Origin of the sequence: Enterobacter sp. 50793107 (genome assembly GCF_001463365.1) — a bacterium.
In the GTDB taxonomy this organism is placed as follows: domain Bacteria; phylum Pseudomonadota; class Gammaproteobacteria; order Enterobacterales; family Enterobacteriaceae; genus Enterobacter; species Enterobacter cloacae.
The window spans coordinates 17,849-40,672 of sequence record NZ_LNII01000147.1 but is presented as its reverse complement, the minus strand read 5'-3'; the positions used below and the strand labels follow the sequence as shown (position 1 = coordinate 40,672).

21 protein-coding genes are annotated in these 22,824 nt (G+C 55.4%); 19 read left to right on the top strand and 2 right to left on the bottom strand.

The window, feature by feature from the left end:
- Nucleotides 1–246: 246 nt before the first annotated feature.
- Nucleotides 247–1,422 carry a 3-demethoxyubiquinol 3-hydroxylase gene (ubiF, locus tag APU11_RS19235; RefSeq protein WP_058650500.1) on the bottom strand — a complete coding sequence of 392 codons (1,176 nt, stop codon included), beginning with the start codon at nucleotides 1,420–1,422 and terminating at the stop codon, nucleotides 247–249.
- 135 nt (nucleotides 1,423–1,557) lie between these two features.
- On the opposite strand from ubiF, the gene miaB reads away from it, so the two are divergent.
- The 10 genes from miaB to rihA all read left to right on the top strand — a co-directional run bounded on the left by miaB (nucleotide 1,558) and on the right by rihA (nucleotide 11,831).
- A complete protein-coding gene (gene miaB, locus APU11_RS19230; RefSeq protein WP_058650499.1) occupies nucleotides 1,558–2,982 on the top strand; it encodes a tRNA (N6-isopentenyl adenosine(37)-C2)-methylthiotransferase MiaB in 1,425 nt (474 codons plus the stop codon).
- Nucleotides 2,983–3,145: 163 nt separating this feature from the next.
- A complete protein-coding gene (locus tag APU11_RS19225; RefSeq protein ID WP_020684942.1) occupies nucleotides 3,146–4,192 on the top strand; it encodes a PhoH family protein in 1,047 nt (348 codons plus the stop codon).
- Nucleotides 4,189–4,656 carry an rRNA maturation RNase YbeY gene (gene ybeY, locus APU11_RS19220; protein ID WP_003858677.1) on the top strand — a complete coding sequence of 156 codons (468 nt, stop codon included), beginning with the start codon at nucleotides 4,189–4,191 and terminating at the stop codon, nucleotides 4,654–4,656. The genes APU11_RS19225 and ybeY overlap by 4 nt, the downstream gene beginning before the upstream one ends.
- An 89-nt stretch (nucleotides 4,657–4,745) precedes the next feature.
- Nucleotides 4,746–5,624 (top strand): CNNM family magnesium/cobalt transport protein CorC, encoded by an 879-nt coding sequence (corC, locus tag APU11_RS19215; RefSeq protein ID WP_013097576.1) that lies wholly within the window; start codon nucleotides 4,746–4,748, stop codon nucleotides 5,622–5,624.
- A gap of 5 nt (nucleotides 5,625–5,629) precedes the next feature.
- On the top strand, nucleotides 5,630–7,168 hold the full coding sequence (gene lnt, locus APU11_RS19210) for an apolipoprotein N-acyltransferase (RefSeq protein WP_058650498.1): 1,539 nt from the start codon (nucleotides 5,630–5,632) through the stop codon (nucleotides 7,166–7,168).
- Nucleotides 7,169–7,568: 400 nt separating this feature from the next.
- Complete coding sequence (locus tag APU11_RS19205) at nucleotides 7,569–8,474, top strand: amino acid ABC transporter substrate-binding protein (protein WP_014883004.1); 906 nt, start codon at nucleotides 7,569–7,571, stop codon at nucleotides 8,472–8,474.
- A 155-nt stretch (nucleotides 8,475–8,629) separates the two neighbouring features.
- Nucleotides 8,630–9,370, top strand: coding sequence for an amino acid ABC transporter permease (locus APU11_RS19200; protein WP_013097579.1), 741 nt, complete (start codon nucleotides 8,630–8,632; stop codon nucleotides 9,368–9,370).
- Nucleotides 9,370–10,044 (top strand): glutamate/aspartate ABC transporter permease GltK, encoded by a 675-nt coding sequence (gltK, locus tag APU11_RS19195; protein ID WP_013097580.1) that lies wholly within the window; start codon nucleotides 9,370–9,372, stop codon nucleotides 10,042–10,044. The genes APU11_RS19200 and gltK overlap by 1 nt, the downstream gene beginning before the upstream one ends.
- Nucleotides 10,044–10,769 carry an amino acid ABC transporter ATP-binding protein gene (locus tag APU11_RS19190; RefSeq protein ID WP_014831084.1) on the top strand — a complete coding sequence of 242 codons (726 nt, stop codon included), beginning with the start codon at nucleotides 10,044–10,046 and terminating at the stop codon, nucleotides 10,767–10,769. Before gltK ends, APU11_RS19190 begins: the two co-directional genes overlap by 1 nt.
- Before the next feature lie 120 nt (nucleotides 10,770–10,889).
- Nucleotides 10,890–11,831 (top strand): pyrimidine-specific ribonucleoside hydrolase RihA, encoded by a 942-nt coding sequence (rihA, locus tag APU11_RS19185; RefSeq protein ID WP_029882138.1) that lies wholly within the window; start codon nucleotides 10,890–10,892, stop codon nucleotides 11,829–11,831.
- Nucleotides 11,832–11,980: 149 nt separating this feature from the next.
- Here the strand turns inward: rihA and APU11_RS19180 are convergent, their stop codons facing one another.
- Nucleotides 11,981–12,463 (bottom strand): zinc ribbon-containing protein, encoded by a 483-nt coding sequence (locus APU11_RS19180; protein WP_014831082.1) that lies wholly within the window; start codon nucleotides 12,461–12,463, stop codon nucleotides 11,981–11,983.
- A 214-nt stretch (nucleotides 12,464–12,677) separates the two neighbouring features.
- Between APU11_RS19180 and leuS the strand changes: the two genes are divergently transcribed.
- The 9 genes from leuS to rlpA all read left to right on the top strand — a co-directional run bounded on the left by leuS (nucleotide 12,678) and on the right by rlpA (nucleotide 22,764).
- Complete coding sequence (leuS, locus tag APU11_RS19175) at nucleotides 12,678–15,260, top strand: leucine--tRNA ligase (protein WP_058650497.1); 2,583 nt, start codon at nucleotides 12,678–12,680, stop codon at nucleotides 15,258–15,260.
- A gap of 14 nt (nucleotides 15,261–15,274) precedes the next feature.
- Complete coding sequence (gene lptE, locus APU11_RS19170) at nucleotides 15,275–15,844, top strand: LPS assembly lipoprotein LptE (protein WP_028028133.1); 570 nt, start codon at nucleotides 15,275–15,277, stop codon at nucleotides 15,842–15,844.
- The gene (gene holA, locus APU11_RS19165; protein WP_020685665.1) at nucleotides 15,844–16,875 is read left to right on the top strand and encodes a DNA polymerase III subunit delta; all 1,032 of its coding nucleotides are present in this window, start codon (nucleotides 15,844–15,846) and stop codon (nucleotides 16,873–16,875) included. Before lptE ends, holA begins: the two co-directional genes overlap by 1 nt.
- Nucleotides 16,868–17,533 carry a nicotinate-nucleotide adenylyltransferase gene (gene nadD, locus APU11_RS19160; protein WP_020685664.1) on the top strand — a complete coding sequence of 222 codons (666 nt, stop codon included), beginning with the start codon at nucleotides 16,868–16,870 and terminating at the stop codon, nucleotides 17,531–17,533. The genes holA and nadD overlap by 8 nt, the downstream gene beginning before the upstream one ends.
- A gap of 268 nt (nucleotides 17,534–17,801) precedes the next feature.
- The gene (rsfS, locus tag APU11_RS19155) at nucleotides 17,802–18,119 is read left to right on the top strand and encodes a ribosome silencing factor (RefSeq protein WP_003858696.1); all 318 of its coding nucleotides are present in this window, start codon (nucleotides 17,802–17,804) and stop codon (nucleotides 18,117–18,119) included.
- A 3-nt stretch (nucleotides 18,120–18,122) separates the two neighbouring features.
- Nucleotides 18,123–18,590, top strand: a complete 468-nt coding sequence (rlmH, locus tag APU11_RS19150) for a 23S rRNA (pseudouridine(1915)-N(3))-methyltransferase RlmH (RefSeq protein WP_003858701.1) — start codon at nucleotides 18,123–18,125, stop codon at nucleotides 18,588–18,590.
- Between the two features lie 28 nt (nucleotides 18,591–18,618).
- Complete coding sequence (gene mrdA, locus APU11_RS19145; RefSeq protein ID WP_060578701.1) at nucleotides 18,619–20,520, top strand: peptidoglycan DD-transpeptidase MrdA; 1,902 nt, start codon at nucleotides 18,619–18,621, stop codon at nucleotides 20,518–20,520.
- Between the two features lie 2 nt (nucleotides 20,521–20,522).
- Nucleotides 20,523–21,635, top strand: coding sequence for a peptidoglycan glycosyltransferase MrdB (gene mrdB, locus APU11_RS19140; protein ID WP_013097590.1), 1,113 nt, complete (start codon nucleotides 20,523–20,525; stop codon nucleotides 21,633–21,635).
- A 16-nt stretch (nucleotides 21,636–21,651) separates the two neighbouring features.
- Entirely contained in the window at nucleotides 21,652–22,764 is a 1,113-nt protein-coding gene (rlpA, locus tag APU11_RS19135) for an endolytic peptidoglycan transglycosylase RlpA (protein ID WP_060578700.1), read from the top strand.
- The last annotated feature ends 60 nt before the right edge of the window (nucleotides 22,765–22,824 follow it).

The following is a 22,824-nucleotide window of genomic DNA, read 5'->3' as shown; positions in this document are numbered from 1 at the left end:
ATGCCGGATGACTTCTTCTGCCAGAGTGTTTACACTGGCACTATCAGGCAAGCAGCATCAGGCACAGACGGGTTCTGTCATACCTGAGTCTGGCAGAAGAAGTCATCCGGCATGAGCCCGGGAAAGTGAGACGGCTGAATATAGTTAACGAGATGAAAAAGCTGGGAAAAGAGTACAGTAATATGGTCATGGTGGCATGACCATATTACTGGGGATCCCTCAGCCCACGGGGAGAGGGTAAAAGGATTAGAGTCCCAGAGCGTATTTAAGCGCCTGACGCTTCAAGCCGCCAGCGCGTTCCGCCGCCATCAATCCAATGTTTCGCAGAATACGCACCGGGGCCAGATCATTGCTGAAACCGGCATAGAACAGATCCATCCCAGACTGCATGATGAAGTTATCCGCCATACGTCGCGTCTGGTAGCGCTTGAGTACGTGATGGCTTGACCAGGCTTCCGCATGCGCGCGTGCATTGCCCAGCACATCCAGTAAAGCGTCAACGTCACGATACCCGAGGTTCACGCCCTGCCCCGCCAGAGGATGAATGGTGTGCGCCGCATCGCCCACCAGCGCCAGCCCTTCACGGGCATACTGCAGCGCATGGCGACGTGTAAGAGGAAACGCCCCTGCGGCAACCGGCGTGATATGTCCCAGACGGGCCGGGAAGTGTTGCAGAATTTCACGCTGCAACTGCTCCATTGAAAGTCCCTGTAGCTGGCGAATGCGCGCCGGTTTGTCGTACCACACCAGCGATGCCCAGTTATCGAACAGCGGTAAAAAGGCATGCGGACCATTCGGGGTAAAATGCTGCCAGGTACTCTCTCCCGGCGCATTTTCACACTGAACGGTGATCAGCATACAGGACTGCTCATACTGCCAGGCATGAACACCGATGCCCGCCATCTGTCTGACCTGCGAGTGAGCACCGTCAGCCCCAATGACCAGCTTCACAGCCAGTTCATCGCCGCTGTCGAGCGTCAGCGTGTAGCCGCTATTGTGATGATGCAGCGCCTTCAGCGACGCAGGAACACGCAGCGTCACCTTCGGATGCGCCTCCAGCGCCTGCCAGAGCGCCCGCTGGAGGACGTTGTTTTCCACCATATAGCCCAGACGCGGCAGCTTCAGCTCGGCGGCATCAAACGCGACGTGGGCATTTTCCCATTCCCAGGTTTCAAGGCGACTGTAAGGGTGAGCCCGCATATCGAGCACCGCCTCCCAGACGCCCAGCCCGCGAAGCAAATCAACAGAGGCCGCGCTGATGGCGGAAATGCGGACATCCGGCTTTGCCGTCGGGTCAAACTCAGCAGGTGCCGCCTGCTCAATAACCGTTACCTCAAATCCCTGCTGCGCCAGCCCCAGCGCCAGCGCGCCGCCGACCATACCGCCGCCGACAACGGCAATTTCGGTGTGTTGGAGTGTCATGGTCACTTTTCCTTATTGGAGAATCCCTTAAGTTTACCGGATTTTTGCAGTCCTGAGACGCATAACCTTCATACTGGTCACAACCCCACCAAAGCATTACAATACACGGCTTGCAATCCTGAGCTGAGCAAGTCGATGACTAAAAAACTCCATATAAAAACCTGGGGCTGTCAGATGAACGAATACGATTCATCCAAGATGGCCGATCTGCTGGATACCACCCACGGATACCAGCTGACTGAAAATGCGAAAGAAGCCGATGTGCTGCTGCTGAATACCTGCTCAATTCGTGAAAAAGCGCAGGAAAAAGTCTTTCACGTTTTAGGTCGCTGGAAACTTCTCAAACGAAAAAATCCGGACCTGATCATCGGTGTGGGTGGTTGCGTCGCGTCGCAGGAAGGTAAGCTGATTCGTCAGAGAGCCCCCTATGTGGATATTGTCTTTGGCCCCCAGACCCTGCACCGCCTGCCGGAAATGATCAACAAGGTGCGCGGCGATCGTAGTCCGGTCGTTGATGTCAGCTTCCCGGAGATCGAAAAATTTGACCGTCTGCCCGAGCCGCGTGCGGATGGCCCGACCGCATTCGTCTCAATCATGGAAGGCTGCAACAAATACTGCACTTATTGCGTGGTGCCTTATACCCGTGGTGAGGAAGTGAGCCGCCCGGCAGACGATATTCTGTTTGAAATCGCGCAGCTTGCCGCACAGGGCGTACGCGAGGTGAACCTGCTGGGGCAGAACGTTAACGCCTGGCGTGGTGAGAACTACGACGGCACCACCGGCAGCTTTGCTGAACTGCTGCGCCTGGTGGCCGCGATTGACGGTATCGACCGTATTCGCTTTACCACCAGCCATCCAATGGAATTCACCGACGATATTATCGACGTTTACCGCGATACGCCGGAGCTGGTGAGCTTCCTGCATTTGCCGATTCAGTGCGGCTCTGACCGCGTGCTGAACCTGATGGGGCGTCCGCATACGGTGCTGGAGTACAAATCCACCATTCGTAAGCTGCGTGAAGCGCGTCCGGATATCCAGATAAGTTCCGACTTTATCGTTGGCTTCCCTGGTGAAACCGCTGACGACTTCGAGCGCACCATGAAGCTCATCGGCGAAGTGAATTTTGACGTTAGCTACAGCTTTATTTTCTCTGCGCGCCCTGGCACACCGGCGGCCGATATGGTTGACGATGTCCCGGAAGAAGAGAAAAAACAGCGTCTGTATATTCTGCAGGAGCGTATCAACCAGCAGGCCAACGCCTTGAGCCGCCGCATGCTCGGCACCGTGCAGCGTATTCTGGTGGAAGGCACCTCCCGTAAGAGCATCATGGAACTCTCAGGCCGTACCGAAAACAACCGCGTGGTGAATTTCGAAGGCACCCCGGACATGATCGGTAAATTTGTGGACGTCGAGATTGTGGAAGTGCTGACCAACTCGCTGCGCGGAAAACTGGTGCGCACCGAAGATGAGATGGGGCTGCGCATTGCGCAATCTCCTGAATCCGTCATTTCCCGCACGCGTAAAGAAAACGATTCTGGCGTTCGGGTTTACCAGCCATAATCCTTCAGGCCTGCCTTCCCGGCAGGCCTTGTATTTCCTCTCAACGTCCCCAATATCTTCCGCAACGCTTGCGCCTTTTTTCCATGGCGTGAATAATTTCGGTAATGACCGTTTTATTACGCCTGAGGGCGCCGGGCCAGTTAACCAATCAAAGAGGAACAGTTTGAACATAGACACGCTTGAAATTAGCCTAACGCCCGCAGACAACGCTCGCCTGCTGAGCCTGTGCGGGCCGTTTGATGACAACATCAAACAACTGGAGCGACGTCTGGGTATCGAAATCAATCGTCGCGATAATCATTTCAAACTCACCGGACGCCCTATCTGCGTCAATGCGGCTGCGGACATCCTGCGTAACCTGTATGTTGATACCGCCCCGATGCGTGGCGAAATTCAGGATATCGAACCGGAACAAATTCACCTCGCCATTAAAGAGGCGCGCGTGCTTGAGCAGAGCGCAGAAAGCGTGCCGGACTATGGCAAAGCCATCAATATCAAGACCAAACGTGGCGTCATCAAGCCGCGTACACCGAACCAGGCGCAGTACATTGCCAACATTCTCGACCATGACATCACCTTCGGCGTGGGTCCGGCGGGTACAGGTAAAACCTATCTGGCCGTCGCCGCTGCGGTTGATGCGCTGGAGCGCCAGGAGATCCGCCGTATTCTGCTGACCCGCCCGGCGGTTGAAGCAGGTGAAAAACTCGGCTTCCTGCCGGGGGACCTGAGTCAGAAGGTGGATCCTTATCTGCGCCCACTGTACGACGCGCTGTTCGAAATGCTGGGCTTTGAGAAAGTTGAGAAGCTTATTGAGCGTAACGTGATTGAAGTCGCCCCGCTGGCCTACATGCGTGGCCGTACCCTTAACGATGCGTTCATTATTCTGGATGAGAGCCAGAACACCACCATCGAACAGATGAAGATGTTCCTGACGCGTATCGGCTTCAACTCGAAAGCGGTTATCACCGGTGACGTCACCCAGATTGACCTGCCGCGCAGCACCAAATCGGGCCTGCGCCACGCCATCGAAGTGCTGGCTGAGGTGGACGAAATCAGCTTTAACTTCTTCCACAGTGAAGACGTGGTACGCCACCCGGTGGTTGCGCGTATCGTTAACGCCTATGAAGCCTGGGAAGAGGCCGATCAGAAGCGTAAGGCCGAACTGGCCGCAGAACGTAAGCGCGAAGCGCAGGAGCAAGAACAGAAATGAGTCAGGTGATCCTCGATTTACAGCTGGCCTGTGAAGATAATTCCGGCATGCCAGAAGAGGCGCAGTTTCAGAAATGGCTGGATGCTGTTATCCCCCAGTTTCAGGAAGAGTCAGAAGTCACGATTCGCCTGGTGGATGAAGCAGAAAGCCATGAGCTTAACCTGACCTACCGCGGGAAAGATAAGCCAACCAACGTGCTCTCTTTCCCGTTCGAAGCCCCACCGGGTATTGAAATGCCGCTGCTCGGCGATCTGATCATCTGCCGTCAGGTGGTGGAACAGGAAGCCAAAGAGCAGCAAAAGCCGCTCGAGGCCCACTGGGCGCATATGGTTGTCCATGGAAGCCTGCACCTGCTGGGCTACGATCATATTGAAGATGACGAAGCGGAAGAGATGGAGTCCCTTGAGACAGAGATAATGCTTGCTCTGGGCTATGAGGATCCGTACATTGCCGAGAAAGAATAGTCAGACAACCGACTGACTAACATGCCGCCGCGTAAGGAAATAGCGCGGCGGTAAACATTGAACTGACGAGAGAACCCTTAACAAACGCCATGAGCGACGACAATTCACACAGTAGCGACACGACAAACAGTAAAAAGGGATTTTTCTCCCTCATTCTGAGCCAGCTTTTCCATGGTGAGCCCAAAAACCGTGATGAACTGCTGGAGCTGATTCGTGATTCCGGGCAAAACGATCTTATCGACGAAGATACGCGCGAAATGCTCGAAGGGGTAATGGACATCGCCGACCAGCGCGTTCGCGATATCATGATCCCCCGCTCGCAAATGATTACCCTGAAACGTAACCAGAGCCTCGATGAATGCCTCGATGTGATTATCGAATCCGCTCACTCCCGTTTCCCGGTCATCAGCGAAGACAAAGATCACATCGAAGGGATTTTGATGGCCAAAGATCTGCTGCCGTTTATGCGCAGCGATGCCGAAGCCTTCAGCATGGAAAAAGTGTTACGCCAGGCCGTGGTTGTGCCGGAAAGTAAACGTGTGGATCGGATGCTGAAAGAGTTTCGCTCCCAGCGTTACCACATGGCGATTGTGATTGATGAATTTGGCGGCGTGTCAGGCCTTGTCACGATCGAGGATATTCTTGAGCTGATCGTGGGCGAGATCGAAGACGAGTATGACGAAGAAGAAGATATCGACTTCCGTCAGCTTAGCCGCCATACGTGGACCGTTCGCGCTCTGGCCTCCATTGAGGATTTCAACGACGCCTTCGGCACCCACTTCAGCGATGAAGAGGTGGATACCATTGGTGGGCTGGTGATGCAGGCCTTTGGTCATCTTCCTGCCCGCGGCGAAACCGTTGACATCGATGGTTACCAGTTCAAAGTGGCGATGGCCGACAGCCGACGTATTATACAGGTTCATGTCAGAACGCCGGACGACTCACCGGTGCCAAAACTGGAAGATTAATGTAAATGGCATTTGCCCCACTGCTTGAACGCCAGCGCGTCCGTTTGCTGCTGGCGCTGTTACTTGGAGCCAGCGGTACGCTGGCTTTTTCTCCTTACGATATCTGGCCTGCAGCCATTCTCTCCCTGATGGGGTTACAGGGGTTAACCCTGAATCGTCGTCCCGTTCAAGCTGCAGCCATTGGCTACTTCTGGGGGCTGGGGCTGTTTGGATCCGGCATCAACTGGGTCTACGTCAGCATCGCCCAGTTTGGGGGTATGCCGGGGCCGGTTAACGTCTTCCTTGTGGTTCTGCTGGCCGCCTATCTCTCGCTCTACACCGGTCTGTTTGCGGGCATTCTTTCCCGCCTGTGGCCTAAAACCAGTTGGCTGCGCGTTGCCATTGCGGCTCCCGTGGTCTGGCAGATCACCGAGTTTCTGCGCGGCTGGGTGCTGACCGGCTTCCCGTGGCTGCAGTTTGGCTACAGCCAGATTGACGGCCCGCTGAAAGGTCTGGCGCCAGTAATGGGCGTTGAAGCCATTAACTTCCTGCTGATGGTGGTGAGCGGCCTGCTGGTGCTGGCGCTGGTCACGCGTAACTGGAAACCGCTGGTGGTGGCGCTGGTTCTTTTCGCTCTACCCTTCCCGCTGCGTTATATCCAGTGGTATACCTTGATGCCAGAGCGCGCCACACAGGTATCGATGGTGCAGGGAAATATTCCGCAGGCGATGAAGTGGGATGAAAAAGAGTTGCTGAACACGCTGAAAATTTACGCCAACGCTACTGAAGAGGTGATGGGTAAATCACAGCTGATCATCTGGCCTGAATCTGCCATTCCGGATCTGGAAATTAACCAGCAGCCGTTTCTCAACATGATGAACGATCTGCTGCGCGCGCGCGGCAGTACGCTGATCACCGGGATTGTGGATGCGCGTCTGAATCAGCAGAACCGCTACGATACCTACAACACCATCATTACGCTCGGCAAAGACAGCGAGTACAGCTACACCTCGACTGACCGGTATAACAAGAATCACCTTGTTCCGTTTGGCGAGTTTGTTCCGCTGGAATCGATACTGCGTCCGCTGGCACCGTTCTTTGACCTGCCAATGTCCTCCTTCAGTCGGGGGCCGTATGTGCAGCCGCAGCTGCATGCACACGGCTTTGCCCTGACGGCGGCCATTTGCTACGAGATCATCCTCGGTGAACAGGTGCGCGACAACTTCCGTCCGGATACGGACTTCCTGCTGACCATCTCTAATGATGCCTGGTTCGGTAAGTCGATTGGTCCGTGGCAGCACTTCCAGATGGCGCGGATGCGTTCACTGGAGCTGGCGCGTCCGCTGTTGCGCAGCACCAACAATGGCATCACCGCCGTGATTGGACCGCGGGGAGAAATTCAGGCCATGCTCCCGCAGTTTACGCGCGACGTGTTGACGGCTAAAGTCACGCCGACAAGCGGCCTGACGCCATATGCCCGCACCGGCAACTGGCCGCTGTGGATCCTGACCGCCCTGTTTGGCTTTGGGGCTGTGCTGATGAGCCTTCGTCAGCGTCGTCGCTAATCTTACCTTCTGTTGCCGGGTGGCGCTGACGCTTACCCGACCTACATTTCGCTTCGTCGGTCGGGTAAGGCGTAGCCGCCACCCGACAGTTCCCTCCCAAATTTCAATTCTGGCACGCCTATTGCTTTGTTTATTCAGGTAAACGCAGTTTGGCTTCGTGTGCAACCTTGTCGCACCAGCATAGATCGCCGGTAGCACCGAAACGGTGCAACGAGAGATTTCTGCCTCGGAATGGTGCGGCGCGCTTCGCAAAAATAAACAATAACGCAGCAAAATCTTTACATTAAGCCAGACTAAATGTTAACAAGCTTGCATAACACTGCACTCGCATAGCGCGAGATATAACAACATCACAATGGGTATCAATGCGTCACTGACGCTGATAAGAAAGGAGTTGGGTATGCAATTACGTAAACTGGCCACAGCAATGCTGGTAATGGGGATGTCCGCAGGCGTCGTTCACGCTGAAGACGCGCCGGCAGCCGGCAGCACTCTCGACAAGATTGCCAAAAACGGCGTGATCGTGGTCGGCCACCGTGAATCTTCTGTCCCGTTCTCTTACTACGACAACACGCAAAAAGTCGTGGGCTATTCACAGGACTACTCTAACGCCATCGTTGAGGCCGTGAAGAAAAAGCTGAACAAACCCGACCTGCAGGTAAAACTGATTCCAATCACCTCGCAGAACCGTATCCCACTGCTGCAAAACGGCACCTTCGATTTTGAGTGTGGCTCAACCACCAACAACCTTGAGCGTCAGAAACAGGCCGCCTTCTCCGACACCATCTTTGTGGTGGGGACCCGTCTGCTGACCAAAAAAGGCGGCGACATCAAAGATTTTGCTGACCTGAAAGGCAAAGCCGTTGTTGTGACCTCCGGGACAACCTCAGAAGTGCTGCTGCACAAGCTGAACGACGAGAAGAAAATGGATATGCGCATCATCAGCGCGAAAGACCATGGTGACTCCTTCCGTACGCTGGAAAGTGGCCGTGCCGTCGCGTTTATGATGGATGATGCTCTGCTGGCTGGCGAACGTGCAAAAGCGAAGAAACCGGACAACTGGGATATCGTTGGTACCGCCCAGTCGAAAGAAGCCTACGGCTGTATGCTGCGTAAAGACGATCCGCAATTCAAGAAGCTGATCGATGACACCATCGCCCAGGTGCAAACCTCCGGTGAAGCGGAAAAATGGTTCGACAAATGGTTCAAGAACCCAATTCCACCCAAAAATCTCAACATGAACTTTGAACTGTCTGACGACATGAAAGCACTGTTCAAATCACCAAATGACAAGGCTCTTAACTAATTAGAACTACAGGGGCGGGATCTCCTGCCCTCTCGATTGTCGGGAAGCATGGACAGACTATACGTTGAGTGGTCGTTCCCCACTCAGCGCGAAAAATGAGCTTCTCACCAATCTTCGAGGGTAGCGCTGCTACCCTTTTTTTTCTGGAGTTTATTATGTCAATAGACTGGAACTGGGGCATATTTCTGCAACAAGCCCCGTTCGGCAACACAACCTATCTTGGCTGGCTGTGGAGCGGCTTTCAGGTTACCGTTGCGTTATCGATAACGGCGTGGATTATTGCGTTCCTTGTCGGTTCACTGTTCGGTATTCTGCGCACCGTCCCTAACCGTTTTCTCTCTTCTATCGGCACGCTGTATGTGGAACTGTTCCGTAACGTTCCGCTGATCGTGCAGTTCTTTACCTGGTATCTGGTCGTTCCTGAACTGCTGCCGGAAAATATTGGCATGTGGTTCAAGTCGGAACTGGATCCTAACGTACAGTTCTTTGTCTCCTCGATGATGTGTCTGGGGCTGTTTACCGCCGCACGCGTGTGCGAGCAGGTACGCGCCGCTATTCAGTCGCTGCCGCGTGGACAAAAGAACGCGGGTCTGGCGATGGGGTTAACGCTGCCGCAAACCTACCGCTACGTCCTGCTGCCTAACGCCTACCGCGTCATTGTTCCACCGATGACCTCAGAGATGATGAACCTGGTCAAAAACTCGGCCATCGCCTCCACGATCGGTCTGGTCGATATGGCGGCGCAGGCGGGTAAACTGCTGGATTATTCCGCCCACGCGTGGGAATCCTTCACGGCAATTACGCTCGCGTATGTTCTGATTAACGCTTTCATCATGCTGGTGATGAACCTGGTTGAACGCAAAATTCGCCTGCCGGGCAATCTGGGGGGCAAATAATGTACGAATTTGACTGGAGTTCCATTGTTCCTTCCATGCCGTACCTGCTGGATGGCCTAGTGATCACCTTAAAAATCACGGCGATCGCCATCATCGTCGGTATCGTCTGGGGCACCCTGCTGGCGGTAATGCGCCTGTCGAGCTTCAAACCGCTCGCCTGGTTTGCCACTGCCTACGTTAACGTTTTCCGTTCTATTCCGCTGGTAATGGTGCTGCTGTGGTTTTACCTGATTGTTCCCGGATTCCTGCAAAACGTTCTGGGACTATCACCGAAAACCGATATCCGCCTGATTTCCGCGATGGTTGCGTTCTCCATGTTTGAGGCCGCTTACTATTCCGAGATCATCCGTGCGGGCATACAGAGTATCTCACGCGGGCAGTCCAGCGCGGCGCTGGCGCTGGGGATGACCCACTGGCAGTCCATGCAACTCATTATTCTGCCGCAGGCGTTTCGCGCCATGGTTCCCCTCCTGCTGACCCAGGGCATCGTGCTGTTCCAGGATACCTCTCTGGTATATGTCCTGAGCCTGGCAGACTTCTTCCGTACCGCGTCCACCATCGGTGAGCGCGATGGTACGCAGGTTGAGATGGTGCTCTTCGCAGGTGCGGTCTATTTTGTGATTAGTTTAAGCGCGTCGCTGTTGGTCAGTTGGCTGAAGAAAAGGACGGTATAATGATTTCCCTGAAAAATGTTTCTAAATGGTATGGGCACTTTCAGGTGCTGACCGACTGCTCCACCGAAGTCAAAAAAGGTGATGTGGTGGTAGTGTGCGGGCCGTCCGGTTCCGGTAAATCGACGCTGATCAAAACGGTTAATGGTCTGGAGCCTGTGCAGCAGGGTGAAATTGTTGTTAACGGCACCAAAGTGAACGACAAGAAAACCAACCTTGCCCAGCTTCGCTCCCACGTGGGGATGGTGTTCCAGCATTTTGAACTGTTCCCTCACCTCTCCATCATCGAGAACCTGACGCTGGCGCAGGTGAAAGTGCTTAAGCGTGACAAAAAAGCGGCGCGTGAGAAAGGGCTGAAGCTTCTGGATCGCGTGGGGCTTTCTGCGCACGCCGATAAGTTCCCGGCACAGCTTTCCGGCGGCCAACAGCAGCGTGTGGCGATTGCTCGCGCACTGTGTATGGATCCGGTGGCAATGCTGTTCGACGAACCGACCTCCGCACTCGATCCCGAAATGATCAACGAAGTGCTGGACGTCATGGTTGAACTGGCCCACGAAGGGATGACCATGATGGTGGTGACCCACGAAATGGGCTTCGCCCGCAAAGTGGCAAACCGCGTGATCTTTATGGATGAAGGCAAGATCGTTGAAGACTCGCCGAAAGAAGAGTTCTTCGCCAACCCGAAATCCGAACGCGCTAAAGACTTCCTGGCTAAAATCCTGCATTAATCTTCTCAGTGCGCAATCTGCGGATTGCGCACTGTCTCACGCTTTCAATCTCTGCTTCTCGTCGGCGTCACATTGCAGCGTTAACCCTGTCACAAAATAACGCTACGTATGGAGAACGCTATGGCACAGCCTATTATTTTCGATTGCGATCCGGGTCATGATGACGCGATTGCCCTCGTCCTTGCACTTGCCTCCCCTGAACTTGAAGTCAAAGCTGTCACCTCATCTGCCGGCAACCAGACGCCGGATAAAACCCTGCGCAACGTCCTGCGTATGCTGACCTTGCTAAAGCGCCCCGATATTCCCGTGGCCGGTGGCGCGGTCAAACCGCTGATGCGTGAACTGATCATTGCCGACAACGTACACGGAGAAAGCGGCCTGGACGGCCCGGCACTGCCGGAACCGGGTTTCGCCCCGCAATCCTGTACCGCCGTGGAGCTGATGGCAAAGGTACTACGCGAGAGTGCTGAACCCGTCACGCTGGTAGCAACGGGCCCGCAAACCAACGTTGCGCTGCTGCTGAACAGCCATCCTGAACTGCACAGCAAAATTGCCCGTATCGTGATTATGGGCGGAGCAATGGGGCTGGGTAACTGGACGCCTGCGGCGGAGTTCAACATCTTTGTTGACCCGGAAGCGGCGGAGATCGTCTTCCAGTCGGGTTTGCCGATTGTGATGGCCGGACTGGATGTTACCCACCGGGCGCAGATTATGGCGAATGACATCGAGCGTTTTCGTGCGATTGGCAACCCGGTTGCCACGACCGTGGCCGAGCTGCTCGACTTCTTTATGGAATATCACAAAGCCGAGAAATGGGGCTTCCACGGCGCGCCGCTGCATGACCCGTGCACCATTGCCTGGCTGCTGAAGCCTGAGATGTTTACCACGGTAGAGCGCTGGGTTGGTGTGGAGACCCAGGGGAAATACACCCAGGGGATGACGGTGGTGGATTACTATTCGCTGACGGGCAATAAACCGAATACCACGCTAATGGTGGATATCGATCGGCAGGCGTTTGTGGATTTGCTGGCGGAGAGGCTCGCATACTATAGTGCGGCCTGATGCCCTCACCCCAACCCTCTCCCACGGGGAGAGGGAGCAAACACTAAAAACGGCAACGTGGTTGCCGTTTTGCTTTTACCTTTTGCGGCCTGATGCCCTCTCCCCGGCCCTCTCCCACAGGGAGAGGGCGCAAACAGTTTTGCTTTTATTTAGGGCTCAAACGGCCGACGCTGGAATTGATCGTGCCCGCACTTCGGACACAGGGACAGCACCTCCGGCGTATAAACGGCAATATGGTGATGGCATTTCTCACAGACCAGATTTCCCAGCCCCACCACTTCACCGCTGTGGTACACGCCGTGATGATTCAGATCCTGAAAGACTTCACGCCACTCCAGCTGTGTTTTATCGGTAATATCCGCCAGTTCCTGCCAGAGGCTCTCCTTGATCACCCGCATAAATACGCTGTCGGTCACCTCGTCCTGGCTCTCCTGGTAACTGCGCGCGAACTCTTCGAGGTCACGACGCACGGCGCGCGTCACCTCTTCCACTTCGGTTCGCGTTAACTCACCCGTTTGCGTCACGCGCGCACGCGCCTGTTCCACCAGCGCGTCGATATCACGCTCGCCGTTACGCAGCCGTTCCGTCAGTGTTGCCACCAGTTCGCGGTAAAATTGAGCAACCTTGTTCATCATTTTGCCTCCCGGGTAAGTAACTATTTCTAATAATAGACCTTATTTCATCGCCGCTTTGTCAGGTGAACCACAGACCCGGTAAATTCCTGCAAAGCGCATTTGTGCGAAAGGCTGTTTTGACGCGGACGTTTGGGCTATGCTATGCGGATCTGAAATACCACATCCATTGGCTACATTTGTAGCTGTATTGAAAACAGGACCACTGGCTGCCATGCAAGAGCAATACCGCCCGGAAGAGATAGAATCAAAAGTCCAGCAACACTGGGACGAGAAGCGTACCTTTGAAGTAACCGAAGACGAGAGCAAAGAGAAGTATTACTGCCTGTCGATGCTTCCCTATCCTTCTGGTCGACTACACATGGGCCACGTGCGTAACTACACCATCGGTGATGTGATTGCACGCTACCAGCGTATGCTGGGCAAAAACGTGCTGCAGCCAATCGGCTGGGATGCATTCGGTCTGCCTGCAGAAGGCGCGGCGGTCAAAAACAATACGGCGCCAGCGCCGTGGACGTACGACAACATCGCGTACATGAAAAACCAGCTCAAAATGCTGGGCTTTGGCTATGACTGGAGCCGCGAGCTGGCGACCTGTACCCCGGAATACTATCGCTGGGAACAGAAGTTCTTCACCGAGCTGTACAAAAAAGGCCTGGTCTATAAGAAGACGTCCGCCGTTAACTGGTGCCCGAACGACCAGACCGTTCTCGCGAACGAACAGGTTATCGACGGCTGCTGCTGGCGCTGCGACACCAAAGTTGAGCGTAAAGAGATCCCACAGTGGTTTATCAAAATCACCGCTTACGCTGACGAACTGCTGAACGATCTGGACACGCTGGACCACTGGCCGGATACCGTTAAGACCATGCAGCGCAACTGGATCGGCCGTTCTGAAGGCGTGGAGATCACCTTCAACGTTGAGAACTACGATCAGACTCTGACCGTCTACACCACCCGTCCTGATACCTTCATGGGCGCGACCTATCTGGCCGTGGCCGCAGGTCACCCGCTGGCGCAGAAAGCTGCCGAAAATAACCCAGAGCTGGCTACCTTTATCGACGAATGCCGCAACACGAAAGTGGCAGAAGCCGACATGGCGACCATGGAGAAGAAAGGCGTTGCCACGGGCTTCTATGCGAAGCACCCACTGACTGGCGAAGCGATTCCGGTCTGGGCAGCAAACTTCGTGCTGATGGAATACGGTACCGGTGCCGTGATGGCTGTTCCGGGTCACGACCAGCGCGACTATGAATTTGCCACCAAATACAACCTGCCGATCAAAGCCGTTATTCTGGCGGCTGACGGCTCTGAACCTGACCTGTCTGAGCAAGCACTGACGGAAAAAGGCACGCTGTTTAACTCTGGTGAGTTCAGCGGCCTGAGCTTCGAAGAGGGTTTCAACGCCATCGCCGACAAACTGGCATCGCTGGGCGTGGGCGAGCGTAAAGTAAACTACCGCCTGCGCGACTGGGGCGTTTCCCGTCAGCGTTACTGGGGTGCGCCAATCCCGATGGTCACGCTGGAAGACGGCACCGTAATGCCAACCCCGGAAGATCAGCTCCCGGTGATCCTGCCGGAAGATGTGGTCATGGATGGCATCACCAGCCCGATCAAAGCCGATCCTGAGTGGGCAAAAACCACCGTTAACGGTCAGCCTGCGCTGCGTGAAACCGACACCTTTGACACCTTTATGGAGTCTTCCTGGTACTACGCCCGCTACACCTGCCCGCAGTATCAGGAAGGGATGCTGGATTCCGACGCGGCAAACTACTGGCTGCCGGTAGACATCTACATCGGTGGTATTGAACATGCCATCATGCACCTGCTCTACTTCCGCTTCTTCCACAAGCTGATGCGTGACGCAGGCATGGTGAACTCTGACGAGCCAGCGAAACAGCTGCTGTGTCAGGGCATGGTACTGGCAGATGCGTTCTACTATGTGGGTGCGAACGGCGAACGTAACTGGGTCTCTCCGGTTGATGCGATTGTTGAGCGCGACGAGAAAGGCCGTATCGTGAAGGCGAAAGACGCCGAAGGTCATGAACTGGTTTATACCGGCATGAGCAAGATGTCCAAGTCCAAAAACAACGGCATCGACCCGCAGGTGATGGTTGAGCGCTACGGCGCGGATACCGTGCGTCTGTTCATGATGTTTGCCTCACCGGCAGACATGACCCTGGAGTGGCAGGAGTCCGGCGTTGAAGGGGCGAACCGCTTCCTGAAGCGCGTCTGGAAACTGGTTTACGAACACACCGCTCACGGCGACGCACCGGCACTGAACGTTGCTGCCCTGACTGAAGACCAGCAGGCGCTGCGTCGTGATGTTCATAAAACGATTGCAAAAGTGACCGATGATATTGGTCGTCGTCAGACCTTCAATACCGCAATTGCGGCTATTATGGAACTGATGAACAAGCTGGCGAAAGCACCGCAGGAAGGCGAGCAGGATCGTGCCTTAATGCGTGAAGCACTGTTGGCCGTCGTGCGCATGTTGAACCCGTTCACCCCGCATGTCAGCTTCACCCTGTGGCAGGAGCTGAAAGGCGAAGGCGATATCGACAACGCGCCGTGGCCGGTTGCTGATGAATCCGCCATGGTGGAAAACACCACGCTGGTGGTGGTACAGGTCAACGGTAAAGTACGCGGTAAAATTACCGTCGCCGTTGATGCAACCGAAGAACAGGTTCGTGAGCGTGCTGGCCAGGAACATCTGGTGGCGAAATATCTTGAGGGCGTTACCGTACGTAAAGTGATCTACGTACCGGGTAAACTGCTGAATCTGGTCGTTGGCTAAGCGCGGGAGGAAACGTGCGACAACTGGCAACAATACTCTTATCTCTGGCGGTGCTGGTCACCGCGGGGTGTGGCTGGCACCTGCGCAATACCACGGCGGTGCCCGCTGAGATGAAAACGATGATTTTCGACTCAGGGGATCCGAATGGTCCACTCAGCCGGGCAGTGCGTAACCAGCTGCGTTTGAACGATGTTCAACTGATCGAAAAAGGCACCCTGCGCCAGGATGTACCGTCATTACGTATCTTAAGCTCATCGCTGGCTAAAGATACCGCGTCGATCTTCCAGGATGGACGTACTGCGGAATATCAGATGGTGCTGACGGTGAACGCGGCAGTATTGATCCCGGGTAAAGACATTTTCCCTATCAATACCAAAGTGTACCGCTCGTTCTTTGATAACCCGCAAACGGCGCTGGCAAAAGATGCTGAGCAGCAGATTATCATTAACGAAATGTACGACAAGGCCGCAGAACAGCTGATCCGTAAGCTGCCAGGCATTGCCGCAACGACAAGACAGGGTTCTGACATCATCGACAAACCGGATGCCAACACGCCTCCTGTTTCTACCTCCATGGGTAACTGATGATCAGGCTGTATCCTGAACAACTCCGCGCGCAGCTCAATGAAGGGCTGCGCGCGGCGTATCTGCTACTGGGTAACGACCCGCTCTTGCTTCAGGAAAGCCTGGATGCCGTGCGACATGCCGCCGCCGCTCAGGGCTTTGATGAACACCACACCGTCCAGTTGGATAACAATACCGACTGGAATGCCCTTTTCTCCCTTTGCCAGGCGATGAGTCTCTTTGCATCACGCCAGACCATCCAGATCCTGCTGCCAGAGAATGGTCCGAACGCGGCCATCAATGAACAGCTGGCGACGCTGGTCAGCCTGTTGCACAGCGATCTGCTGTTAATCGTGCGTGGCAACAAGCTCACCAAAGCGCAGGAAAACGCCGCGTGGTTTACCCAACTCGCCACTCATGCCGTGCTGGTCACCTGCCAGACGCCTGAGCAGGCCCATTTGCCGAAATGGGTGGCGGCAAGAGCGAAGCAGAATAACCTGCAACTGGACGACGCAGCGAATCAGCTGCTGTGCTACTGCTATGAAGGCAACCTGCTGGCATTGGCCCAGGCGCTGGACCGGCTCGCCCTCCTCTGGCCCGATGGCAAGCTGACTCTGCCGCGCGTGGAGCAGGCGGTTAACGACGCTGCACACTTCACGCCGTTCCACTGGGTTGATGCGCTGCTGATGGCAAAGAGCAAGCGTGCCCTGCATATTTTGCAGCAGCTACGCCTTGAGGGTAGCGAACCGGTTATATTGCTGCGTACGCTGCAGCGTGAACTGCTGCTGCTCATCACGCTCAAGCGCCAGTCTGCTCATACGCCATTGCGTTCGTTGTTCGACAAACACCGTGTCTGGCAAAACCGTCGGGCGATGACCACCGAGGCCATTAATCGTCTGAGCCATGAACAGCTGCGCCAGGCGGTACAGCTTTTGATGCGCGCAGAGCTCACGTTAAAACAAGATTACGGCCAGTCCGTCTGGGCGGAACTGGAAAGCCTTTCTCTGCTGCTCTGCCACAAGGCGCTGGCAGATGTATTTATCGATGGATAGCATGCACTCTCTACAGGCCCTGTACGGTGGCACCTTTGACCCGGTCCATTACGGTCATCTGAAACCGGTTGAAATTCTGGCGAATCTGATTGGTCTTCAGCGCGTGATTATCATGCCCAATAACGTTCCGCCACATCGGCCTCAGCCTGAGGCCACCAGCGAGCAGCGAAAAGAGATGCTCGCCCTGGCCATTGCGGATAAACCGCTCTTCAGCCTGGACGAGCGTGAACTCCGTCGCGACACCCCGTCCTGGACCTCGCAAACCCTACAGGAGTGGCGGGCCGAACAGGGGCCGGACAAACCGCTGGCCTTTATCATCGGCCAGGATTCTCTGCTCAACTTCCCCACATGGCACCAGTATGAAACCATTCTGGAGAACAGCCATCTCCTCGTCTGCCGCCGTCCGGGCTATCCGCTGACCATGCGTGAAGAGCAGTATCAGCAGTGGCTAGAGGCTCATCTGACCGACAATGTGGAAGATCTGCATAATCAACCTGCCGGGAAGATCTATCTGGCGGAGACGCCGTGGTTTGATATTTCTGCGACAATCATTCGCGACCGGCTTCAGCACGGTTTAGCCTGTGACGATCTCCTGCCATCGTCAGTGCTGGACTATATCCACGCGCACGGGTTGTATCAGAAAAGCGCAGACGCATAATCCGGGCGCACAAAAAGCGCCTTATTGATTATCCTGCCTTGACAGAGTAAGCCATACTGTTATCCTCCGCTGCCAGACTTTCCTGCCGCTCATTGCTTTACAGAAATTGTTTTACAAAAATGGCGATGCAATCTCCGGCGGAGGGTGGGATGATACCCGCCTTCAAAAGCCCGGCCGGTGACATTTGTCCCGACAGGGGCGTCAGTTCAGGTATACTGTCTGGCTACGAATTCATAGTTGCACAATCTCATTCACCCAGGGGGAAAACTTGCAGGGTAAAGCACTCCAGGATTTTGTTATCGACAAAATTGATGACCTGAAAGGTCAGGACATCATCGCTATCGACGTTAAGGGTAAATCCAGCATCACCGACTGCATGATCATCTGCACCGGTACGTCTACTCGCCATGTGGTTTCAATTGCCGATCATGTTGTGCAGGAATCACGTGCAGCAGGGCTGTTACCGCTCGGTGTTGAAGGTGAAGCAACCGCTGACTGGGTGGTTGTCGATCTTGGCGATGTGATTGTCCACGTCATGCAGGAAGAGAGCCGTCGCCTGTATGAGCTGGAAAAACTCTGGGGTTAATGCGTGAAGTTGCAGCTGGTCGCCGTCGGCACCAAAATGCCGGACTGGGTACAAACCGGTTTTACTGAATATCTGCGTCGTTTCCCTAAAGATATGCCGTTCGAGCTGGTGGAGATCCCCGCCGGAAAGCGCGGCAAGAACGCGGATATCAAACGCATTCTTGATAAAGAGGGAGAACTGATGCTGGCTGCCGCAGGCAAAAACCGCATCGTTACCCTCGATATTCCAGGCAAGCCCTGGGATACGCCGCAGCTGGCGCACGAACTGGAGCGCTGGAAGCAGGATGGTCGTGACGTCAGTCTGTTGATTGGCGGGCCTGAAGGGTTGTCCCCTGCCTGTAAAGCGGCGGCAGAACAAAGTTGGTCTCTCTCCGCGCTGACGCTTCCCCACCCGCTCGTTCGGGTACTGGTGGCAGAAAGCCTGTACCGCGCGTGGAGCATTACTACCAACCACCCCTATCACCGCGAGTAATGACTGACCAGGGTAGATTAAGCAGCGGATGAAACTACAGAATTCTTTTCGCGACTATACGGCTGAGTCCGCGCTGTTTGTGCGCCGGGCGCTGGTCGCCTTTACGGGGATTTTGCTGCTTACCGGCGTGCTGATCGCCAACCTTTATAATCTGCAAATTGTCCGCTATACCGATTACCAGACGCGCTCAAACGAAAACCGCATCAAGCTGGTGCCTATCGCCCCCAGCCGCGGCATTATTTACGACCGTAACGGCACCCCGCTGGCCTTAAACCGCACCATCTACCAGATTGAGATGATGCCGGAAAAAGTCGACAACGTGCAGGATACGCTGGAAGCATTGCGAAGCGTTGTCGATCTTAACGATGACGATATCGCTGCCTTCAAGAAAGAGCGCGCCCGTTCTCACCGCTTTACCTCCATTCCGGTTAAAACCAACCTGACGGAAGTCCAGGTCGCCCGCTTTGCCGTCAACCAGTACCGTTTCCCCGGTGTGGAAGTGAAAGGCTACAAGCGTCGCTACTACCCTTACGGTTCCGCACTGACGCACGTAATCGGCTACGTCTCCAAGATCAACGATAAAGACGTTGAGCGTCTCGATAAAGACGGCAAGCTGGCAAACTACGCCGCGACGCACGATATCGGTAAGCTGGGAATTGAACGCTATTACGAAGATGTCCTGCACGGGCAGACCGGCTATGAAGAGGTGGAAGTTAACAACCGTGGCCGCGTTATTCGTCAGCTGAAAGAGGTGCCGCCGCAGGCAGGACATGACGTCTACCTGACGCTCGACCTGAAACTCCAGCAGTATATTGAAACCTTACTGGCGGGCAGCCGTGCGGCAGTTGTCGTGACCGATCCGCGTACCGGCGGCATACTGGCGATGGTCTCCATGCCAAGCTACGACCCTAACCTCTTTGTCGATGGAATTTCCAGTAAGGACTACTCCGGCCTGCTTAATGACCCGAACACGCCGCTGGTCAACCGCGCCACGCAGGGGGTCTATCCGCCGGCGTCCACGGTGAAACCTTACGTCGCCGTCTCGGCGTTGAGCGCGGGTGTCATCAACCGCAACACCAGCCTGTTTGACCCGGGCTGGTGGCAGTTACCGGGTTCAGAGAAACGCTATCGCGACTGGAAAAAATGGGGCCACGGTCATCTGAACGTGACGAAATCGCTGGAAGAGTCTGCGGATACCTTCTTCTACCAGGTGGCGTACGACATGGGTATTGACCGCCTGTCAGAGTGGATGAGCAAATTTGGCTACGGCCATTACACCGGGGTCGATCTCGCCGAAGAACGCTCCGGCAACATGCCAACCCGCGAGTGGAAGCTAAAGCGCTTTAAGAAACCGTGGTACCAGGGTGATACCATTCCGGTGGGTATCGGCCAGGGCTACTGGACCGCAACCCCGCTGCAGATGAACAAAGCGATGATGATCCTCATCAACGATGGTGTGGTGAAAGTCCCGCACCTGCTGCAAAGTACCGTTGAAGAGGGCAAAAAAGTGCCGTGGATCCAGCCGCATGAACCGCCGGTGGGGGATATTCACTCCGGCTTCTGGGAGATCGCCAAAGACGGGATGTACGGGGTGGCAAACCGCCCGAACGGTACCGCGCATAAGTATTTCGCCGGTGCGCCGTATAAAGTGGCCGCCAAATCCGGTACGGCGCAGGTCTTCGGCCTGAAGGCCAACGAAACCTATAACGCGCACCGCATTGCCGAACGACTGCGTGACCATAATCTCATGACGGCATTTGCACCCTATGATAACCCGCAGGTGGCGGTGGCAATGATTCTGGAAAACGGTGGCGCAGGGCCAGCCGTGGGCACCATCATGCGCCAAATCCTCGACCACATCATGCTGGGTGATAACAACACCGAACTGCCGGCTGAAAACCCGGCGGCCGCTGCGGCGGAGGACCAATAATCATGACGGATAATCCAAATAAAAAATCGCTGTGGGATAAAATCCACATCGACCCAGCCATGCTGCTGATCCTGCTGGCTCTGCTGGTCTACAGCGCTCTGGTTATCTGGAGCGCCAGCGGCCAGGACATCGGCATGATGGAGCGCAAGATTGGCCAGATCGCGATGGGGCTGGTCATTATGGTCGTCATGGCGCAGATCCCGCCACGCGTCTACGAAGGCTGGGCCCCCTATCTCTACATCTTCTGTATTATTTTGCTGGTTGCGGTAGATGCCTTTGGAGCCATCTCCAAAGGCGCACAGCGCTGGCTGGATCTGGGCGTAGTTCGCTTCCAGCCCTCGGAAATTGCCAAAATCGCCGTTCCACTGATGGTGGCACGCTTTATCAACCGCGATGTCTGTCCGCCATCACTGAAAAACACGGCCATCGCGCTGGTATTGATTTTCCTGCCAACGTTGCTGGTGGCGGCGCAGCCTGACCTTGGTACCTCTATCCTCATCGCACTCTCCGGCCTGTTTGTTCTCTTCTTGTCGGGCCTGAGCTGGCGTCTGATTGGTATTGCGGTGGTGCTGGTTGCCGCGTTCATCCCTATTCTCTGGTTCTTCCTGATGCATGATTATCAGCGCCAGCGCGTGATGATGCTGCTCGATCCGGAAACCGATCCGCTGGGTGCGGGCTATCATATTATTCAGTCCAAGATCGCGATTGGCTCCGGTGGCCTGCGCGGTAAAGGATGGCTGCACGGCACCCAGTCGCAGCTGGAGTTCTTACCAGAGCGCCATACCGACTTTATCTTTGCGGTCCTGGCGGAAGAGCTTGGGCTGGTCGGCATCTTGATCTTACTCGCGCTGTATGTACTGTTAATCATGCGCGGGTTGTGGATTGCCGCGCGCGCGCAAACCACCTTTGGCCGCGTCATGGCGGGCGGGTTAATGTTGATTTTGTTCGTTTATGTCTTCGTAAATATTGGTATGGTGAGTGGTATTCTGCCGGTTGTAGGCGTTCCGCTTCCGCTGGTGAGTTACGGAGGCTCGGCACTGATCGTGTTGATGGCCGGGTTTGGTATCGTGATGTCGATCCATACCCACAGAAAAATGTTGTCAAAAAGCGTATAAAAATAAGGGGATCGGAATGCGTAAGCAGTGGCTGGGGATCTGCATTGCGGCAAGTTTACTTGCGGCGTGCACAAGTGATGATGGTCAGCAACAGGCAACCGTCGCGCCGCCGCAGCCTGCGGTGTGTAATGGCCCAATCGTTGAAATCAGCGGCGCCGATCCCGTTTATGAACCGCTCAACGCCAGCGCGAATCAGGATTATGAGCGCGACGGCAAAAGCTACAAAATCGTTCAGGACCCTTCCCGTTTCAGCCAGGCGGGTTTCGCCGCCATTTATGATGCGGAACCCGGGAGCAACCTGACGGCATCAGGAGAAGCGTTCGACCCGACGCAACTCACTGCGGCACACCCGACGCTGCCTATCCCAAGCTACGCGCGTATCACCAACCTGGCGAATGACCGTATGATCGTAGTCCGCATTAACGATCGCGGTCCGTACGGTAACGACCGTGTGATTTCGCTGTCGCGCGCCTCCGCCGACCGCCTGAACACCTCGAACAATACCAAGGTTCGTATCGACCCCATTATCGTGGCACCGGATGGCTCGCTCTCCGGGCCGGGTACCGCGTGTACGACAGTGGCGAAACAGACCTACGCCCTTCCCGATCGTCCGAATCTTGACGGTGGCATGGGGAGCGTCTCATCGCCGGCCGAGCCTTCTCAGCCAGCAGGCGAAGTGCGTCCTATCAGTAACGATACGCTGCAAAGCGATGACAGCACTGGCGCACCGGTAAAGAGTAGCGGTTTCCTGGGGGCTCCAACGACCCTGGCCTCCGGCGTGCTGGAAGGCAGTGAACCTGCCCCGGCGCCTGTTGCCGCCCCCGTCGCGCAGCAGCCTGCCCCCGTCACCGCTCCGACAACGACCCAGAGCGCAGCGGTAGCAGCGCCTGCTGCCGCCTCCAGCGGCGGCTTTGTCGTTCAGGTGGGCGCCGTCAGCGATCAGGCCCGCGCGCAGCAATATCAACAGCGCCTGAGCCAGCAGTTTGGCGTTCCAGGCCGCGTTGAGCAAAACGGGGCTGTGTGGCGTATTCAGATGGGACCGTTTGCCAGCAAATCGCAGGCAGCGACCCTGCAGCAGCGTCTGCAAAATGAAGCGCAACTCCAGTCATTTATCGCTGTAGCGAAGTAATGTATCGGCGGCATCCGAATTGTCAGTTTGTGTAAAAGTCATTCACAAACTCATGCTTAA

Coding starts and splice junctions, on each gene's coding strand:
- ubiF (WP_058650500.1), bottom strand. CDS start 1,422: ATGACACTCCAACACACCGAAATTGCCGTTGTCGGCGGCGGTATGGTC.
- miaB (WP_058650499.1), top strand. CDS start 1,558: ATGACTAAAAAACTCCATATAAAAACCTGGGGCTGTCAGATGAACGAA.
- ybeY (WP_003858677.1), top strand. CDS start 4,189: ATGAGTCAGGTGATCCTCGATTTACAGCTGGCCTGTGAAGATAATTCC.
- corC (WP_013097576.1), top strand. CDS start 4,746: ATGAGCGACGACAATTCACACAGTAGCGACACGACAAACAGTAAAAAG.
- lnt (WP_058650498.1), top strand. CDS start 5,630: ATGGCATTTGCCCCACTGCTTGAACGCCAGCGCGTCCGTTTGCTGCTG.
- APU11_RS19205 (WP_014883004.1), top strand. CDS start 7,569: ATGCAATTACGTAAACTGGCCACAGCAATGCTGGTAATGGGGATGTCC.
- APU11_RS19200 (WP_013097579.1), top strand. CDS start 8,630: ATGTCAATAGACTGGAACTGGGGCATATTTCTGCAACAAGCCCCGTTC.
- gltK (WP_013097580.1), top strand. CDS start 9,370: ATGTACGAATTTGACTGGAGTTCCATTGTTCCTTCCATGCCGTACCTG.
- APU11_RS19190 (WP_014831084.1), top strand. CDS start 10,044: ATGATTTCCCTGAAAAATGTTTCTAAATGGTATGGGCACTTTCAGGTG.
- rihA (WP_029882138.1), top strand. CDS start 10,890: ATGGCACAGCCTATTATTTTCGATTGCGATCCGGGTCATGATGACGCG.
- APU11_RS19180 (WP_014831082.1), bottom strand. CDS start 12,463: ATGAACAAGGTTGCTCAATTTTACCGCGAACTGGTGGCAACACTGACG.
- leuS (WP_058650497.1), top strand. CDS start 12,678: ATGCAAGAGCAATACCGCCCGGAAGAGATAGAATCAAAAGTCCAGCAA.
- holA (WP_020685665.1), top strand. CDS start 15,844: ATGATCAGGCTGTATCCTGAACAACTCCGCGCGCAGCTCAATGAAGGG.
- nadD (WP_020685664.1), top strand. CDS start 16,868: ATGGATAGCATGCACTCTCTACAGGCCCTGTACGGTGGCACCTTTGAC.
- mrdA (WP_060578701.1), top strand. CDS start 18,619: ATGAAACTACAGAATTCTTTTCGCGACTATACGGCTGAGTCCGCGCTG.
- mrdB (WP_013097590.1), top strand. CDS start 20,523: ATGACGGATAATCCAAATAAAAAATCGCTGTGGGATAAAATCCACATC.
- rlpA (WP_060578700.1), top strand. CDS start 21,652: ATGCGTAAGCAGTGGCTGGGGATCTGCATTGCGGCAAGTTTACTTGCG.